The organism is Campylobacter sp. CFSAN093241 (genome assembly GCF_012889595.1).
Taxonomy (GTDB): domain Bacteria; phylum Campylobacterota; class Campylobacteria; order Campylobacterales; family Campylobacteraceae; genus Campylobacter_D; species Campylobacter_D jejuni.
In genome coordinates, this window is sequence record NZ_CP040612.1 from 1,061,896 (window position 1) to 1,080,613 (window position 18,718).

An 18,718-nucleotide genomic window follows, 5' to 3' on the forward strand; every position below is an offset into this window, starting at 1 on the left:
TCCTTACGCAAAATAGCCTAGCAATGAACCTGCTTTAATTTCATCATTTAAGCCTATATGAATTCTAGTATCTTTTGGTAAAAGTAAACTTATAGAGCCATTAATTAAAAAACCCATTCTATCTCCTGCTTTTAAATCATGAGAAATATTATCAAGCTTTAATTTTCTATCAAAAGAACCTGCATAGATTCGCAAGGCTATCGTTTTATTCTCTTTAACTTTTGCCAAAATAAAAGCTCTTTCATTCATCATTTTTGCAGATTTTAATTCACTGCACAAAAAAAGCCCATGTCGTAAACGAATATCTATTATAGACATTGCAAAAGGTGTATTAAAATTCCCAGCATCATAAAGAGCATTTTTAATAGTAATTTCAACACATTCACCCAAATCTTTATGATGAATATTTTCTATTTTAGTAACCCTACCATCCATAGGTGCAAAAATAGCTTTTTCATCACTACAAACAAGTCCTCTTTTGGGCGCTCTAAAAAGAAAAATACAAATTACAATTAATGCTAATAGCAAGATGGAAAAAGAATAAAAAATCCACACAAAAATAAAAATTAAGCTTAAAATAATAAGACTTAAATATCCATCTTTTGCAATAAAATCTTTCATTCTTCTACTTTAACTTCAGTTTTAACTTCTTCGAGTTCTTGTAAACGAGTTGGTAGACTATTTTGATCCTCAAACTCTTTAATAATCTCGCGCACTTTATTACCTTCAATAGTTTCTTCTTCATAAAGGGCTGCAACCATAGTCTCAATCGCTCCCTTATAAGTATTTAAAGTATCTTTAACATCTTTATAGCGTTCATCCAAGGTTTTCTTTACATAATCATCTAAAGATTCTGCCATCTTTTCAGAATAATCTTTGATAGTTTGTCCACCACTTAAGAAAGTATTTCTTTGTTTTTCAAGTACCATAAGTCCTGCAATTTCACTCATACCATACATAGAAATCATAGCTTTTATGATATCGGTTGCTCTTTCTAAATCATTACTTGCACCCGTTGAAATTTCACCTATAAACACTTCTTCAGCTGCACGACCACCCAAAAGTACATCTACTTCAGCGATAAGTTCATGTTTTTGCATTAAAAATTTATTTTCCTCAGGAGTATTTAAAGTATAACCTAAAGCCGCAAGACCACGCGGAATCACAGAAACCTTACTTACACGTTTTGCGCCTTTGGTAGTTTCAGCAATCAAAGCATGACCACATTCATGATAAGTAACAATTTTCTTTTCTTTTTCATTAATACGACGTGATTTCTTCTCAAGTCCTGCTATAGCTCTTTCAACAGCTTCAACTAAATCATTTTGTTCTACATATTTTTTAGAATCCCTACCCGCTAAAAGCGCTGCTTCATTAATAATATTTGCAAGATCAGCTCCTGCAAGCCCTGCGGTTAAGCGTGCTATATCTTCTACTTTAACTTTTGGGGAGATTTTGACATCTTTCATGTGCACTTTTAAAATATCACACCTACCTTTAAAATCAGGTTTATCAACTAAAACTTGTCTATCAAACCTTCCTGGTCTTAAAAGCGCTGCATCTAAAACTTCTGGGCGATTTGTTGCTGCTAAAACAATGACTGGGGAACTTTCTGTCCCAAAGCCATCCATTTCAGCCAAAAGCTGATTTAAAGTTTGCTCTCTTTCATCGTTTCCACCCATCATGCCACTTGCTGCACGACTTTTACCAATAGCATCTATTTCATCTATAAAAACAATAGCAGGAGCTTCTTTTTTTGCATTTTCAAATAAATCTCTCACACGAGAAGCACCTACACCCACAAACATTTCTATAAAAGACGAACCTGAAACACTAAAAAACGGCACATCAGCTTCACCTGCAACTGCTTTTGCAAGCAAAGTTTTTCCTGTACCTGGAGGCCCAACAAGTAAAAGTCCTTTTGGAATTTTAGCTCCCAATTTAATATATCTTTCAGGATACTTTAAAAAATCTACAATTTCTTTTACTTCTTCTTTAGCTTCTTCAACACCAGCTACATCGCTAAATTTTACTTTAGGTTTTTCTGAATTTACAAGCTTCTTAGAACTTCCTATACCCAATATAGAACTTCCCATATTTTTTTGCATACGACTTGCCAAAAACATCCAAATACCAAAGAAAATAAATACTGGCAAAACCCATGAAAAAAGTATATCCGTAAACCAATTTGTTTCAGAATACGCACCATAAGCGATATTTTTACTATCTAGTAAACTCACAAGCTCAGGATCATTAACTTTTTTTGCTGTATAAACAGTATTGTGAGAGCTTGAAATCGCTTTGATTGTTGTTTGTCCTATACTAACTTGATTGATTTGTCCACTTTCAATAAGCTTTTTTAACTCAGAATAAGGGACATTTTTATTTACTTCATTGCCATTCAATGCCCCGCCAAAAGAACCATTGCCATCAAAAAATCCCTTAAAAATAATTATCATTACAATTGCAAAAATCGCAAAAATAAAAATGGGATTTTTGTTAAAAAAATTATTACCCTGCGGATTACCCTTATTATTTTGGGTATTATTATTCATTACTTATCCTTTTTTATTATTTTTATATACAAAACTACACCACTCATTGATTTGCATTTCATCAATGAGTTCCAAATCTTGAAATTTTTCTTTAATTCTTGTTGAATATTTATCTAAAATTCCTGACAAAATAAGTATAGCATTATCTTCTAAATGGTTTTTAATATCTTTTTCTAAAATTAAAATCACATCTGCAATGATATTTGCAACAATTAGATTATATAAACCATTTGCTTTATCTATAGATCCACACCAAGCCTTGTGAAAATCGACACCATTTAATCTTGCATTTTCTAAAGAACTATCAATAGCCAACTCATCAGTATCACAAATTTCAACATTACAACCAAACTTTGCCATAATAATACCCAAAATTCCACTACCACAACCAAGATCTAAAGCTCTTAATTTACTTTTAGAAAATTTTTGTAAAAATTTTACACAAGAATATGTGCTTTCGTGATGTCCTGAGCCAAAGGCTAAGGCTGGATTAATCTTTATATTTATACAATTCTTCTTTTCTTCTTGCCAAGTTGTATGGATGTAAACATTATCCACTAAGATAGGTTTTATGCCTTTTTTATATTCTTGTATCCAGTCCTTGTTTTCTTTCTCTACAAGACTTAAATTAGAAATAATTTTATGGTTTAAATTGAAAGTAGTTGTAAGTTTTTGAGCAAATATTTCAAGTGCCCATGAAAACTCTTCTAAACTCTCATGGGATCTAATGTAAACACCATTATCTTTCTCTTCTATGGCTTCTATACCTAAATCAAAAGCAAAATCAAGAAATAAATTTTTATACCGCTCTTCTACGATAAAGAACAATTCATAATATTTTTTTTGCATTTAGAATTTTAAAAATTAGCCTTTACTCAGCTGCACCTTCTCCACTTCCTGTTCCTAAAACATCTTCAAGTTTTTCCTTTAAAACTTGTGGAGTAAAAGGTTTTACAATATAGTTATTTACGCCAGCTTTTAAAGCAGTAATCACTTCAGCTTTTCCGCCCTCAGTTGTAACCATGATGATAGGCATATCTTCATATTTTTTCTCTGCTCTTACTTTTTTTACCAACTCCAAGCCATTCATTTCTGGCATATTCCAATCTGTAATTAAAACTTTTACATCTTCATTTTTAGTTAATAAATCCCAAGCTTCAACGCCATGCTCAGCTTCTAAAACATCATCGTGTCCAAGTCTTGTTAGGGTATTTTTAATAATCCTTCTCATAGTAGAACTGTCATCAACAACTAACAATTTCACAATTTCGTCCTTTCAAAGTTTTTATAGTTTTATTTTACCCTTTTTAGCCTTATTAATCAAGCTAAAAAATTTTAAAAAACAGCATTATATCATCTTTTACTTAAATTTTTACTCAAATATTATTATTTTTATACTTAACCGTAAATAAATATACACTTAAACCTAAAAGAAGCAAGCTCACTCCACCGATAAGATAAATCGCATAAATCATCTGAGAAAGATCACCAATAGCAAGTTTAAATACCAACATCAAAGCTTCTATAGCTAAAGCAATGATAATAGAACCCAAAAATCTCACCATAGTTTTTTGAATTCCACCTTCTTCTTTTTTTGTCCTTCCTAATACTTCTTGTTCGATCAAAGTTTTTGCCAAATCAAAAATAGCTAAAGCCAAAGTTATAGCGATGGTACTTTCAAACATATGTTCTATACCTATAGCTTGATTATCAAAAAGACTAAAAAAACCTTTTTGAAATAAAAAACAAGTAATCACAAATAAAACCAGTGCGAAGCAAAAATATACCGAACGACTAAATTGAGTAAAAACAAATTCAAATTTTCCTGCTTGAATAATCTTTAAAATATCTTCAAGTTTTATATCAATACAAACAACAAAAAGCAAGTTATTTTTATCATCGTAAATTGGCATAGAAGCTGTCACGCAAAGCTCATTATTTAAAACCGAAGGATAAGGATCGCTCAAAACACATCGTCTTAATTTTACAGCTCTATAAAAATAAGAACGAGTACTTCTATCCTCACCCTGTCCTATTTCATGAGCCTTATTTAAGGAAATCGCATTTTCTATTTGCATGCCTGAAATATCTAAAATATACAAAGCATCAAAAACAACAACTTCATGAGCTATTTTATCCAAAGCTGTTTTAATCGTTTCAAGGTGAATGTCAGGAAGTTTATTGGGCAGATTTCTTGTTAAAATATAACTCATATAAGCCCTAGCACGATAGCGATTATCTTCAAATCTTTGTATATCTTTTATATACATTATACGCCTTCTTTATTGTGTTTAAATTCAGGTACAATCTTTAATAAAGCCTCTGAAATATCTTCACATATTTGTAAATTTTCTATCTCTTTATTAAGCCAATCAAGATCAACCTTCTCATTCTTTGCTACAAAAATACTCTCATATTGCGTTTTAGCATCATTTTCATCAATCAAAAGCTCTTCATAAAGCTTCTCACCTTTTCTTAAACCTGTGATTTTAATTTCTAAATCATTGCGATTAGAAAGTAAAAGCATTTTTTTAGCTAAATCTATGATTTTCACAGGCCTACCCATATCCAAAACAAAAAGCTCTCCTCCTTTTGCGATAGCTCCAGCTTGTAAAACAAGTTGCACTGCCTCAGCCACAAGCATAAAATAACGCACTATATCAGGGTGCGTTAAAGTTAAAGGCTCATTATTGGCAATTTGTGCTTTAAATTTCGGTATCACACTACCACTAGAACCTAAAACATTACCAAAACGCACACAAGCAACTTCAAAATTTTCATCACTCATACTTAAAGTATAAAGCTCACAAACTCTTTTAGTGCAACCCATAATATTTGTTGGTCGCACTGCTTTATCTGTACTTATCATCACAAATTTAGCTACTTTATTTTCTTTAGCACTGTCGCATAAAATTTTAGTTCCTAAAATATTATTGATTACTGCTGAATGTGGATTTTGTTCGCAAAGAGGCACATGTTTATAAGCGGCTGCATGTAAAATAAGCTCAGGTTTATAAGTTTTTAATACCTCATCTAAACTTTGCTTATCTAAAATACTCAATAAAATAGGAGTAATTTTTTCTTTATATAAATTTAAATCATCATTGATCTTATAAAGATTATACTCACTATGATCAACCATAATAAGATGCTTAGCACCAAATTTAATACATTGCTTACAAAGTTCACTGCCTATAGTTCCACCTGCTCCACTTACCAAAACTACCTTGTCTTTTAAAAAAGCCGCCACAGCACTATCATCTAAATCTTTTGGTTTTCTAGCAAGCAAGTCTTCTATACTGATATCTCTTGCTTCGTTTCTTGTAAAAGAAAATATTTTTACATCACAAATACCATAAGCTACAAGTTCTTCAAAAAGTTTTTTAAGCTCTTCTTGTTCAAGTCTTAAAGCAATAATGGCAGTTTTCACCCCTTGTTCTACATAAGATTTTATTTTTTCTTTTTCTTCTACAATAAATTTATCACAATAAGTCCCTATAAGCTCTTTTCTCGCATCAACTACGCCTACAGGAAAAAGCCCTAAAGAACCTTCTTTTGCACCTTTTAACAAATGCAAAGCCTTAGAAGTTGCCCCTACTACAATACAAGGAGTTTCTTCTTCTTTCATTCTAGAAGGTTTAAAATCCACAAGCATTCTTTTGCTAATTCTTAAAGTACCTATAAACATATAAGAAAGAACAAAATCTATCACAATAGCACTTCTTGGAAAAGGATTAAAAAAATCACTAAAAAAATAAAAAATAAGAAAAAAACAAAACTCAGCTAAAAGCAAAGCGATAAAAATTTTTCTTGCTTCATTGAGAGAAAAAAATCTCCAAGCTACTTTATAAATTCTAAAAACAAACAAAAATGAAAGTTTTAAAACAAGCAAAATAATAGCAGAAACCATCATACCATGATAAAAAATACTCGGAATATCTCCACTAAACCTCAAAGAAAAAGCCAGATAAACGCTAAGTAAAATTAAAACAATATCTGAAGTTAAAAAAAATGCTAATCTTTTGCTTTTATAAAAAATCATTTTAAGCCTTTATGCTCTTTAAGATCAGTTTTGAAATTTCATAAACATCATCTTTACTCATCGCCGTGCCACTTGGCAAACAAATTCCTTTTTGGAAAAATAACTCACTATTGCCATTAAGATAAGCCTTAGCTCCTTTAAATACTTCTTGAGCGTGCATAGCTTTCCATAATGGTCTTGTTTCTATTTGTTCATTTTTCAAATCTTCTATGAGTTTTGAAATTTTTGGATGCAAAGTAATATTTTTTTGACTGATATTTATATCTTTTTGACAAGAATTAAGTTCATTTTTATCAAAATCAATCAAAGCTGTACTTAACCAGCGATTGCTTCTTGAATTTTCTAATTCATCTAAAAAGCTAAAACACTCTCCTAAAAATTCTTTATACCACTCATAAATTTCTCTTTTTTTAAGCACTCTTTGTTCTAAAACCTCCATTTGCGCTACGCCAATAGCTCCTAAAACATTGCTTAAGCGGTAATTATAACCATAATCTAAATGTTCATAATGCAAACAATTTTCCCTAGCTTGAGTGCTATAAAATCTTGCTTTTTCAATCTTTTCTTTATTTTTTCCTATAAGCATACCTCCACCTGAAGTGGTGATAATTTTATTGCCATTATAAGAATAAGCTCCAAATTCTCCAAAAGTTCCTAAAGCTTTATTCTTATAAAAACTTCCTAAAGCTTCAGCAGCATCTTCGATTAAAACAATTTCATTTTCTTTGCAAATTTCAACAATTTCATCCATTTTAGCCGCATTGCCATAAAGATGAGTTAAAATCAATGCTTTTGGTTTTTTTTCACATTCTTTAATAGCAAGCTTTAATAAATCTACATCGATATTATAAGTTTCATCACAATCTATAAATACAGGTTTTGCTTTAAGATAACAAATAGGTGCTACTGAAGCGATAAAAGTAAAAGAAGAAGCCAAAACAATATCATCTTGTTTTACCCCTGCCACCCTTAAAGCTAAATGCAAAGCCGCTGTGGCTGAATTTAAAGCTAAGGCATTTTCACTTTTACTGTAAGCCTTGACACTTTGTTCAAAGCGATTTACAAATTCACCCAAAGGTGCTATATAATTGCTTTTGAAAACTTCTTCTATGTATTTTAATTCATTACCACCCATATGCGGAGGAGAAAGAAAAAATCTCATGATTTATCCTTTGTGTAAAACAAAATTTTTATAAATTGACTCTATTTTACCTAAAAAAATTTACAAAGATTCAAATATTTAAATTCTTTTTATAGTCAAAGCTTATTTTCATACCAATTTTTAAGCTTTTCTAAGTCTTCTTTTTTATAAATACTTTCAAAGCATTTAAGGAGTATTTTATTTTTTGTTTTGATAACAAAACAAACTTCAACTTGATTTAAAAATTTCATTTTTTCTATTTTAACAATTTCCAAATCTTCTCGTTTTATAAAATACATATAAAAAAGATTAAATTTACTAACTATATAAATTCCATTTTCACAAACTATTGCTAAATTTATAACATATATCAACAATAATAACATACCTGTTATCACAGAAGAAACTGATACTTGCAAACTCCAAAGTGTTTTTAAATTTTCATTTTCTAATTCAAAGAAAAAAAGAAGTTGATAAAAACCTTCAAAATTATACCAAATTCCTATTAATCCACCCAAAAAAGCAGCAATACCTGTATATTTTATAATCCTACTATTTTTAGAATTTACATTTGCTTTAAGACTAAAAAGTTTTTTGTGTTTTAAAGAATTTTTCAAAGGAAATATGTAGCATATTAGACATATGGTTAGTAAATTAATGACAATCCACCCCAAAGGCGAAGGATTTACTATATAGTGAACAACAAGATTGTTATTAAAATGCAATTTACATCCTTTTTGCAGGTACTCCCACAAAAACACCTTTTTCATCTTGATTTTTAACTAAAGTTGCTCCACCACCTAAAATACTATCATCTGCCAAACTTAAATTAGGCAAAACACAAGAATTAATCCCTAAAAAACAATTTTTACCAATTTTTACATTACCCGCACATTTAGCTCCCACACTCACATGAGAAAATTCCCCTATCACACATTCATGCTCAATTACGCTTGAAGTATTTAAAATCACACCTTTTTCTATTTTAGCTTTAGCGTTAATCACTACATAAGGCATGATTAAAATTCCTGCATTTTCTTCCACGATTGCGCTAGGACTTATAAGTGCACTTTTATGGATAAGATTGACAATTTTAAAGCCATTTTCTGAAATTTTTTGATAAATCTTTTTTCGAATTTCATTGTTTCCTATGGCTATAAAAAAATCATATTTAGGTAAGGTACTTTCAAATTTCATTCCTTTAAAATCATCTAAAAAAATACATTCTTTATAACCCATATTTTTAGCCACATCTTCACAAACAAGCCCATGACCACTAGCACCATAAATATAAATTTTTTCAGTTCTTGCCATTAAATTTCTCTGTTGTAACATGGCCTTCTTTGCTTACCCCACTTCGTTTTAAAACCTTTAAAGCTGTTAAAAACATGATTTTTAAATCAAGCAAAAAAGAAATATTTTTCACATAATACACATCAAGTTCGAATTTTTTCTGCCAAGAAATAGTATTTCTACCATTTACCTGCGCCCATCCTGTTATACCTGGACGCACTTTATGACGCAATTTTTGCTCTTTATTGTAAAGAGGCAAATACTCAACCAAAAGAGGTCTAGGTCCAACAAAACTCATATCCCCTTTTAAAACATTAAAAAGTTGCAAAAGCTCATCCAAACTTAAGCTTCTAACGATTTTTCCAAAAGCTTTCAAACGCAATTCATCGCTTAATAACTCACCCTTTTCATCTCTTTCATCGCTCATGGTTTTAAATTTATAAATTTTAAAAATTTTTTCATCTAACCCGGGACGATTTTGGGTAAAAATCACACTTCCTTGAGTGATTTTTAAAAGTAAAGCAGTGATTAAAATCACCGGAGAAAAAAGCACTAAAAGCACTAAAGCTAAAATAAAATCAAAAATTCTTTTAAAAACTTTTTCATACATTCTTAATTACCCTATCATAAAGTTTTAAATAACGCTGTGCGATTATATTTTCATCGTATTGTAAAGCATCTTGGGCGGCATTTTTAGCTAAATTTAATCTTAATTTTTCATCTTCTAATAAAAGTGAAATTTTTTCGCTTAAATCTTTAGCATTTTTTGTTTTTGCCCAAAGTCCATCATAAGCATTAGAAATAGCCTCCACACAACCTTCACAATCACTCACCACTATAGCCTTACCGCAAGCTTTTGCCTCCAAAACACTTACAGGAAAGCCTTCTTTATAGCTTGGCAAAACAAAAATATCACAATTTTGCAAAAGCTCGACTATATCACTTCTAGCACCCAAATAATGCACCGCGCCAGAGTTTAAAAACTCCAAACTTGCACAAGAAGGATTTTCATCTCTTCCACCAACTAAAACAAAATTTGCTTTGTCTTTTAGCATAGTAGCACTTTCATAAAATTCTTTTACACCCTTATGCCATAAAGCTCTTGCTATCATAAGCACAATGGGTTTTTTATCTATGTTTAAATTTTTCCAAAAAAGCTCTTTTTTTTCCGATTCTACATAAATAGGAAAAAATTTTTTTAAATTGATCCCTACAGATTTTATCACGCAAATTTTATTTTCTTTAAGTCCTAAATTCCGCATGAACTCAGCATTACTTTCATTGACAAAAATAAATTGGTGTGCAAATTTAAAACTTAATTTATAAAGACTATTAATAACAAAACGCACTAAATTTGCCTTAAAACCTTGATCTATATAAAAAGATCCCAAGCCTTCTACTAAGGCAAAACGATAAGGAATTTTTGCCCATTTTGCTGCTAAAATTCCAAAAGTATTGCTTTTGTGTGCCGCACTTTGAATAAAATCAAGATTTAAATTTTTCAAAACCTTAGCAAGATAAAAAAAATTCTTTAAAACCACAAAAGGATTTAAACTAGCTCTTGAAAACTCATAAACAATTACTTTTAAGCCAAGATCTCTAAGTTTTTGCGTGTATTCATCTTGCGGCACTATAACAAAAACTTCGTCTTTTCTATCTTTTAACGCTTTTATAATAGGCATTCTAAAATGATAAATACTCGCTCCTGCATGTGATAAAAATCCTATTCTCATTTTCAACCCTTAAATTTTAAGTTTAAAAACTTTAGCATCTCTAGAATTAATCACCAAGTCAAATAAATTCTTATCATAATTTCCCAAAAAAAACATTTGCACATAAGCACTATTAAACATGGTTTTATCCATTAAAATAAATTGTGCGTAAGGAATAGCACTATCCTTTAAATAAAAAATATAAAACTGAGCCTTATCATCGATTGGAGTGATTTTGTATTCACCTTGTTTAATAGAATTAATCTCTACGATACTATTTACAGAAACCACATTATCACCTATTTTAAAACTTCTAAAATCATCGCTTAAAACCACTCCGTTGCTAAGATAAATTTCTCCATTTTTAACATCAAGTGGATAAGCTGTGCTAAAGGTAAAAGGTTTATCCAAAACTCCTGTATCTAAATTAATAAAAGAAAAACTAGCCACCGTAGAAAAAATCAAAGACATTCTAGCGGGCATATAAAGATAAATATCACGAGTTTTTGGCGTATCGATTTTAAAATCAGGTTTTGATAATGAAGCTAGAAACAAATCCACATTGCTTTGATTATAATCTTTCATCATGGCTTGTAAAATGTCTGATTTTAAAATATCATTTTGCGGAGCATAAAAGCTTTTTTCTGTATATTCTACACTAAGTCTTGCCATATTAGCCGCAGCTTGTTCATCTTTGCTTAAAGCAAAAGAAGGGAAAAAATTATCCTTACCTAAATGCTTTCCACCATCTACTAAAGTTTTCACATCGCTATAATAACGCACAGGATAACCATAATCCCACCAAGTTACCACATAATCTTCTCTATTAGCTATATTTTTTAATTGATTTAATAATGATGCTTCATTTTGAGAAAAAACTGTTGGTGCTTTATAGTTGTAAATATGGATAAATACTGGAGCTAAAGTCAAAATAGTTGCAAAAACAATACAAACATTTGAAGTTAATTGGCTATATTTTTTAACCAATATAGCCTTAAACTCGCTCAATAAAAAACCAAATCCTAAGGCCATTACAGGTACAGAATAAATGGTAAATCTAAGCCCCCCTTTTAAGGCTAAAAACCCAAGCACCAATATAGGTAAAGCCATAATCATACTTTTATGTTTTCTCAAAAGCCATACAAAACCAAACAAAGAAAACAAAAAAACAATTTCACTACCACTAATTCTTCGCATAAATTCGCTAAGATCTACATTTTCAACTTCTTGTATGGTTTGATTGACATTAAAATACATAAAGCCCTGCATTAAATTCGCACTTTCATCACTTCTAAAAATATAAAATTTAAGCTGATAAAGTATGGGATCAACCCCACCACTTAAAATCAAAAATATCAAAGTTGCACTACCTAAAATTCCTATAATCATAAAATTTAAGCGTTTTTGCTCTAAGGCGAATAAAGCAAAAAGTATTACTATAATGGCACTTTGATAAAACCATGCTATATTTGAAAGAGTAAGAGAAGACAAAATCACAGCTATATAAAAAATCTTTTCTTTTCTATGAAAAATAAGTGTATAAATTAAAAAAAGTCCAATTAAAGCTACATTTAAAGTATAACTTGAAGGATACCACCAAAGATAAATTCCTATAAATAACGGCAAGGCAATCAATGAAAAAAAGTCTTTTTTTAAAATCATTCTTACCATAAAAAATAAAATAAACATAGGTAAAACAATTACCAGCATATCCGTATCATAATACCCACTCATAGTGCGATTATAATAACTGTTTGCTATACTTGCTAAAAGAGCAGCTACAAAGCCCATTAAAGGACGTTTGTATTCATTAGCTAGTAAAATAATAGGAATCACCACCAAAGAAGATAAAAAAGTACTCATATATAAAATGATACTTTCAAAAGAAAAAGGTGTGACTTTATAAAGCCAATAAGTAAGCGCGGATAAAGAAGATCCATAGTAACTCAAATCATTAGGCTGATGAAAACCTGCTATCATATCTCTTGCGCCCTCAGCAAAAGCATAGCCATCGTTTGAAATGATCATTAATTGATTATTGAAAAAATACTCGTTAAACTCACTTGCCCACCAAACCCAATAAAACCTGCAAAATACACTAAAAACATAAGCTAATACAATCATCGCAAACAAAACTAAATAAGGGTTTTTTAAATACTCTTTTTTCAACATCTTTTATCCTAATAAATATTTCAAAGCATCGCGTGCAATTTTTACTTTATCAAAGGCTTTAGCCCTAGTTTTAGCTTTGTTTTTATACGCTTTTCTTAATTTATCGTCTTCAAGCATAGTTTTTAAACCCTGAAACATAGAGTTTTCATTATCTACTTCTACTAAAAGTCCAAATTCATCATCGCCAAAAAGCTCTCTTGCACCACTTTTATGATCAGTGCAAACCACTGCACAAGAACAAGCCAAACTTTCGATTAAAACATTTGAAAAACCTTCAAACACAGAAGCAAAAGCAAAAAATTCGCATTTAGCCATGTATTTATAAGGATTATTATCAAATCCTAAAAGCAAAACCTTTTCTTCCAAATTTAATTCTTTAATCAAAGCTAAAAGCTCATCCTTAAGCACACCTTCACCTAAAATCACAAGCTTTAAATCTGTTTTCAATCTCGCATAAGCACGAATTAATAAAGCATGATTTTTACCTTTATCAAGCCTGCCTACACTTAAAATAAATTTATCTTTTAAAGCTATGTCTTCAAGGGCTTTTTGCCCTATGTTTTCTAAATCGATGGCATTGTATAAAATTTCACATTTTTTTGGACTTATACTAAAATTTTGCACTAAATCTTCTAAATTTCCCTTAGAATTAGGCAAGATTAAATCAGCTTTTGGGTAAAGCAAAGAAATTAAAAATTTATTTACCAAAGAATTAAAATTATTTTTCATATACATCACACTTGGCGTAGTGCATTCATTGATCACAAGGCGAGTTTTGTTTCCAAACATTCTTGCCATTAAAGCTATATAATTAGGTCGATTTAAAAAAACAAATTCTGTATCAATACCTAAATTTCTGCAAAGTTTTTTGTATTTTAAAGCCAAAAAAGGTAGTTTTAAAAATTTCAAAATAGGATTTTCACTAGGTTTTGAACATTCTAAAAAATGAATTTGACACTCTGGAATTTCATAAGAAATTTTATCATTCATCAAGATCAAATGCACTTCAAATTTCAAACTTAAAATAGGCAATAAAGTCGCCACAACTCTTTCAGCACCACCACTTCCTAAAGAATAAATAAAAATGCCTAATTTTTGCATAAAGCCACCCGAATTTTTGATAATTTTTCAATCATATTATTTGGAATTATACTTAAAATGAGTAATATCAAAGCAGGAGCGTTGATTTTTATACTTAGGCTTTTAAACAAACATTTATAAAGGGCTTTATAATTTTTTGCAAGTTTTGCATAATAAGCTGCCATTTTATAATAACTCGCACAAGTTTTTTTATAATCTTTATCCTTACTCATTCTAAGTTCATTTTCTAAAATTTTAGCAAGCTCTAAATATCCCAAATACACCCTATAAGCATTTTTACTCGCCCCTAAAGTCACGCTATCTTGCCTAAAAATTCTATAAATCCTAAAAGCCTTATGGATATAAAAACTTTTTTCTTTGTATAAATTTACCCAAAGCGTGGCTTCATTGCCATAAAATTCTTCATTAAAACGCTTATTTTCAAGTAGGGATTTTTTAAAAACAGAAAAAAACTCTCCGCTAAATTTAGCCATTAAAAAATCTTTTTTAGAAATTTCACTATCTTTTTCCAAGCCCTTGCCGCTAAATTCCTTGCTTAAATTTCCTTCTTTTTCTATCAAACAATTTCCAAAAACATGAGCATAACCCTCATTTGCTTTTTGCATCAAGGTACTTAAAGCCCCGGATAAAAGCTCATCATCATCATCTAAAAAAGTTACAAACTCGCCACTTGCTTGATCTAAGCCATTGTTTTTATTGCCATTTGGACCTTGTTTGTAATTTTGATTTAAAAAATACTTAATGCGATCATCATCTTTTTGTAAATTTTGCACCACACTTTTAGTATCATCGCTAGAATTATCATCGCTTACAATAATTTCTAAATCTTTAAAATCTTGATTTTGTATGCTTTTAATAGCCTTTTCTAACAAAACTTGACGATTAAAAGTTGGTACTATAACAGAAAGTTTAGGCATTTTTAACCTCGGCTATAAGCTTAAGCCATTCTTCTTTGATATGAGAAATTTCAAAGTCTTTACACCTTTGTTTGGCATTATTTACAAGTTCTTTTCTAAAATTTTCATCATTTAAAACAAGTTCAAGTTTTTTAGCAAGTGCTATTTCATCATCACAACCTACCAAAAGCCCATCATGATTATCTTTGATTAAATCCTTAGCACCATTATAATAAGAACTTGAAATTCTACAAACCTCAAAATACAAACTTTCAATTAAAACCGTTGGCAAACCCTCTACAAAAGAACAAAGGCAAAGCACTTTTGCTTTTTCATAAAGAGCCTTGACATTTTCAACGCGTCCTAAAAAATCAACTTTTATTCCTAAAGATTTTACCTTATATTCAAGTTCTTGTCTTAACTGTCCATCTCCTGCTATAACAAATTTATAATTTTCTTGTAAATTTTTATCCAAATGCGCTATAGCTTTTAAAAACATTACAGGGTTTTTGTTGTGATCTAAACGCCCTATAAAAAGAACCAAATTTTCCTTTTCAAAACTAGAATCAAAAGAAATTTCATCACTAAAATGACAAGGATTTAATAAAAGCCTAACCCTTTTTACAAATCTTTCATAATACACCTTATCACTGCTTCCAAGCACACTTAAAGCATCACAAAAAGGATAGCTTACCCCTCTTAAAAAACGCCAAATTTTAGGTTTTAAATACGCTTCATTGCTATGCTCACTTATAATGAGTGGAGTTTTAAACCCTATTTTCGCAGCAATACAAGCAATATTAGTCGTATCCAAAAAAGAAATAAAAACATCAGCCTTACTTTCTTTCAAAGCCTTTCTTAAAGCAAAAAATTTCTTAAAACGACTTGCGATTTTATGATAAAGCGTATCAAATCTAAATTGTTCTAAACTTGTAACTTTAACTTCATTTTCAAGCTTATAAAAAGATTCTCCTGCATGAAATTTAATAATACTTACTTCATGCTCTTTGCAAAGTGCATTAGCTAAGGTTACTAAAACACGCTCAGCGCCTCCTGAATTTAAAGTTGCGATAATAAAGCTTATTTTCATCATTTCTCCTCTTTAAGCTTACCGTGTTCTAAACGATAAACCTTATCACATTGCGTTATCGTAGAAAGGCGATGTGCGATAATAATCATGGTTTTATCTTTAGAAATTTTATAAATTTCATCCATGATTTTTGCTTCACTTTGAGTATCAAGCGCAGAAGTTGCTTCATCAAGCACTAAAATTTCAGGCTCTAAATATAAAGCTCTTGCTATAGCTATGCGTTGTTTTTGTCCCCCGCTTAAATTACTCCCCCCATCACCCACTTTTGTTTGCACTCCTTGAGATAAATTTTTTATAAAATGCTCTAAATTTGCTTGTTTGATAACCCTATTAAGTTTTTCTTCATCAACCGCATCTCCAAAAGTGATATTTTTAACTATACTGTCATTAAAAAGATAGATATTTTGCGGGATATAGCCTATTTTTTGGCGATAATTTTTTGTATTATTTGCATTTAATTCTTGCTCATCAATTAAAATTTGCCCTTCTTTTGGTTTTAAAAGTCCTATGATAAGATCTACTAAGGTACTTTTTCCGCAACCACTCTCCCCTATAAAAGCGATTTTTTCGCCTTTTTTAATGTTTAAGTTAAGATTTTTAAATAAATATTTTTTTCCCTCATAACCAAAGCTAAGGTTGTAAATTTTAAGCTCTTGATTAAAGCTTAATTTTTCCTCGCCCAAATTTTCTTCTTCTTGTCTTAAATTTTGATAAATAATATCCAAAGAAGAATGATAATAAAGCAAATCATGATAACTTGTAATAATACGATTTGCACTTGGCATTAAGCGATAAAGTGCTAAAACAAAAATAGAAATCGTGGATAAAATACCTGAAATATCACTTTCATTTTTCAACACCAAAAATACCACGATAAAAACAAGTACACAAAAACCTATTCCTTCAAGATAAATTCTAGGCACCGCAGCTACGCTTTCGTTGGTAATATTTGCTTTAGAAAAAGCTTCACTTTGCGCTTTAAAAAGACTTAATACTCCATCTTCTTTGGTTTTAAGCTTAATAAATTTGAAATTATTTAAATTTGTATTTAAAATTTCAAAGAAATTTTTCATCGCTTCTTCGCGTCTTATTCCTGCTTTTTTAATGATAGGGCTTAAAATTTTCACTAAAATAAAGGCATTTAACACCATAAAAATACTTAAAAATAAAGTGATTTTATAATTAATCAAAAGCATTAAAGCATAAAGCAAAAGCACTACAAAAATTTCACTCATCAAAAGTAAAAATGATGAAATCATAGTGCTTAGATTATAAACTTCCCCTGTAATGGACTTTAAAATTTCAGATTGATTTTTTTGAGTAAATTTTTCATAATTAATATTTAAAAATTTAGAAAAAACCTTATAAGCGATCACATGATAACGCCCTTTAGAAAATCTTGCTAAAAGATGAAAATAATACGCATTTAACAAAGCTCTAAACACATAAAAAACAATAAGCCCCACCCCAAAATAAACAATGATTTCAAAAACAGGGATATTAAGATATTCTTTTAAGCTGATTAAATATTTATTACGATCAAAATAAGAAAAATCACTGGCCAAAGTGATAAAAGGCATTGCCAAAGAAATCGCAAAAGTTTCTATAAAAGAAACAAATACTGAAAAAACAAGCAAAAAAAATAAAAAATTTTTATCTTCCTTGCTTAAAATAAAAAAAAGTTTTTTTAACACTGCTTTTCCCAATCAAAAGCAGATTTACAAATAAGCTCTAAATCATCATATTTAGGCTGCCAAGAAGTAAGATTTCTGATTTTACTTGCATCAGAAATCAATACACTAGGATCACCCGCACGGCGTGGGGCAAGTTCTACTTTAAAATCCACTCCGCTAACTTTTTTCATCGCTTCAATCACTTCTTTTACGCTAAAACCATGTCCATAACCTACATTAAAAACATTGCTTTCATTCTCTTGTAAATAATCCAAAGCCGCTAAATGCGCACTTGAAATATCATCTACATGGATAAAATCTCTTATGCAAGTACCATCTTTTGTATCATAATCATCGCCAAATATGAAAAGTTTATCACGTTTTCCTGCGGCACATTCAGCTGCAACTTTTATGAGTAATGTTGCTTTTGGATAGCGTTGTCCTAAAGTATAATCCATACAAGCACCTGCAACATTAAAATATCTTAAAATGCAATGCTTAAATTCAGGATTTGCCATACTTGCATCACGCAAAACCTCTTCGCTCATAAGCTTACTACGCCCATAAGGATTAATAGGTGCTAAAGGGCTTGTTTCGCTCACAACGGGAGTTTGTGGTTCGCCATAAGTGGCTGCCGTTGAAGAAAATATAAATTTATTTACTCCAGTTTGTAAACAAGTTTCGATAAGATTTGTCGTATTAACAGTGTTGTTCATATAATATTTTAAAGGGTTTTGCATACTTTCAAAAACTTCAATGCTCGCTGCAAAATGCACAATAGCGTCAAATTTTTCTCTCTCAAACAATGCTTTTACGCCTTGAAAATCACTTAAATCTTGTTCAAAAAATTTAAAAGATCTTATTTTTTGCAAATCTTCTATTGCAATTTTAGAACCCTTAGAAAGATTATCTAAAACACAAATTTCATGATCTGTTTTTAAAAATTGTCTTAAAGTATGAGAACCTATATAACCTGCACCACCGCTAATAAGAATTTTCATCATCATTCCTTTTTTTAAAAAATGTCAAAAATAAATTTTAAT

At 30.2% G+C, this 18,718-nt stretch carries 17 protein-coding genes; all 17 read right to left on the bottom strand.

What is annotated here, in order from left to right; all coding sequences use genetic code 11:
• Positions 1 to 3 precede the first annotated feature (3 nt).
• Entirely contained in the window at positions 4 to 621 is a 618-nt protein-coding gene (locus FBE96_RS05460; RefSeq protein ID WP_002855932.1) for a phosphatidylserine decarboxylase, read from the bottom strand.
• Positions 618 to 2,555 (bottom strand): ATP-dependent zinc metalloprotease FtsH, encoded by a 1,938-nt coding sequence (ftsH, locus tag FBE96_RS05465; RefSeq protein WP_002856296.1) that lies wholly within the window; start codon positions 2,553 to 2,555, stop codon positions 618 to 620. Before ftsH ends, FBE96_RS05460 begins: the two co-directional genes overlap by 4 nt.
• 3 nt (positions 2,556 to 2,558) lie before the next feature.
• Positions 2,559 to 3,404 (bottom strand): 50S ribosomal protein L11 methyltransferase, encoded by an 846-nt coding sequence (locus FBE96_RS05470; RefSeq protein ID WP_002856135.1) that lies wholly within the window; start codon positions 3,402 to 3,404, stop codon positions 2,559 to 2,561.
• 22 nt (positions 3,405 to 3,426) lie between these two features.
• Positions 3,427 to 3,819 carry a chemotaxis response regulator CheY gene (locus FBE96_RS05475; RefSeq protein WP_002866134.1) on the bottom strand — a complete coding sequence of 131 codons (393 nt, stop codon included), beginning with the start codon at positions 3,817 to 3,819 and terminating at the stop codon, positions 3,427 to 3,429.
• Between the two features lie 112 nt (positions 3,820 to 3,931).
• Entirely contained in the window at positions 3,932 to 4,825 is an 894-nt protein-coding gene (locus FBE96_RS05480) for a PDC sensor domain-containing protein (RefSeq protein ID WP_002856519.1), read from the bottom strand.
• A complete protein-coding gene (gene pglF, locus FBE96_RS05485) occupies positions 4,825 to 6,597 on the bottom strand; it encodes a UDP-N-acetylglucosamine 4,6-dehydratase (configuration-retaining) (RefSeq protein WP_002855851.1) in 1,773 nt (590 codons plus the stop codon). The genes FBE96_RS05480 and pglF overlap by 1 nt, the downstream gene beginning before the upstream one ends.
• A 1-nt stretch (position 6,598) precedes the next feature.
• A complete protein-coding gene (gene pglE, locus FBE96_RS05490) occupies positions 6,599 to 7,759 on the bottom strand; it encodes a UDP-N-acetylbacillosamine transaminase (protein WP_002852877.1) in 1,161 nt (386 codons plus the stop codon).
• A 95-nt stretch (positions 7,760 to 7,854) separates the two neighbouring features.
• Entirely contained in the window at positions 7,855 to 8,508 is a 654-nt protein-coding gene (locus tag FBE96_RS05495) for a hypothetical protein (RefSeq protein ID WP_072223330.1), read from the bottom strand.
• A complete protein-coding gene (pglD, locus tag FBE96_RS05500) occupies positions 8,465 to 9,052 on the bottom strand; it encodes a UDP-N-acetylbacillosamine N-acetyltransferase (protein ID WP_002852865.1) in 588 nt (195 codons plus the stop codon). The genes FBE96_RS05495 and pglD overlap by 44 nt, the downstream gene beginning before the upstream one ends.
• Positions 9,039 to 9,641 (bottom strand): undecaprenyl phosphate N,N'-diacetylbacillosamine 1-phosphate transferase, encoded by a 603-nt coding sequence (gene pglC, locus FBE96_RS05505; protein WP_002871720.1) that lies wholly within the window; start codon positions 9,639 to 9,641, stop codon positions 9,039 to 9,041. The genes pglD and pglC overlap by 14 nt, the downstream gene beginning before the upstream one ends.
• Entirely contained in the window at positions 9,634 to 10,764 is a 1,131-nt protein-coding gene (gene pglA, locus FBE96_RS05510) for a N,N'-diacetylbacillosaminyl-diphospho-undecaprenol alpha-1,3-N-acetylgalactosaminyltransferase (protein ID WP_002852885.1), read from the bottom strand. Before pglA ends, pglC begins: the two co-directional genes overlap by 8 nt.
• A 9-nt stretch (positions 10,765 to 10,773) precedes the next feature.
• Positions 10,774 to 12,915: an undecaprenyl-diphosphooligosaccharide--protein glycotransferase gene (pglB, locus tag FBE96_RS05515; RefSeq protein ID WP_002871719.1), complete on the bottom strand. Its 2,142-nt coding sequence runs from the start codon at positions 12,913 to 12,915 to the stop codon at positions 10,774 to 10,776.
• 3 nt (positions 12,916 to 12,918) lie between these two features.
• Positions 12,919 to 14,016 carry an N-acetylgalactosamine-N,N'-diacetylbacillosaminyl-diphospho-undecaprenol 4-alpha-N-acetylgalactosaminyltransferase gene (gene pglJ, locus FBE96_RS05520; RefSeq protein ID WP_002852870.1) on the bottom strand — a complete coding sequence of 366 codons (1,098 nt, stop codon included), beginning with the start codon at positions 14,014 to 14,016 and terminating at the stop codon, positions 12,919 to 12,921.
• Complete coding sequence (pglI, locus tag FBE96_RS05525; protein WP_002852770.1) at positions 14,004 to 14,933, bottom strand: GalNAc(5)-diNAcBac-PP-undecaprenol beta-1,3-glucosyltransferase; 930 nt, start codon at positions 14,931 to 14,933, stop codon at positions 14,004 to 14,006. The genes pglJ and pglI overlap by 13 nt, the downstream gene beginning before the upstream one ends.
• Positions 14,926 to 16,005 carry a GalNAc-alpha-(1->4)-GalNAc-alpha-(1->3)-diNAcBac-PP-undecaprenol alpha-1,4-N-acetyl-D-galactosaminyltransferase gene (gene pglH, locus FBE96_RS05530; RefSeq protein ID WP_072223331.1) on the bottom strand — a complete coding sequence of 360 codons (1,080 nt, stop codon included), beginning with the start codon at positions 16,003 to 16,005 and terminating at the stop codon, positions 14,926 to 14,928. The genes pglI and pglH overlap by 8 nt, the downstream gene beginning before the upstream one ends.
• Entirely contained in the window at positions 16,002 to 17,696 is a 1,695-nt protein-coding gene (pglK, locus tag FBE96_RS05535) for an ABC-type lipopolysaccharide transporter PglK (protein ID WP_145599571.1), read from the bottom strand. Before pglK ends, pglH begins: the two co-directional genes overlap by 4 nt.
• On the bottom strand, positions 17,690 to 18,676 hold the full coding sequence (gene galE, locus FBE96_RS05540) for a UDP-glucose 4-epimerase GalE (protein WP_002871716.1): 987 nt from the start codon (positions 18,674 to 18,676) through the stop codon (positions 17,690 to 17,692). Before galE ends, pglK begins: the two co-directional genes overlap by 7 nt.
• Positions 18,677 to 18,718 lie beyond the last annotated feature (42 nt).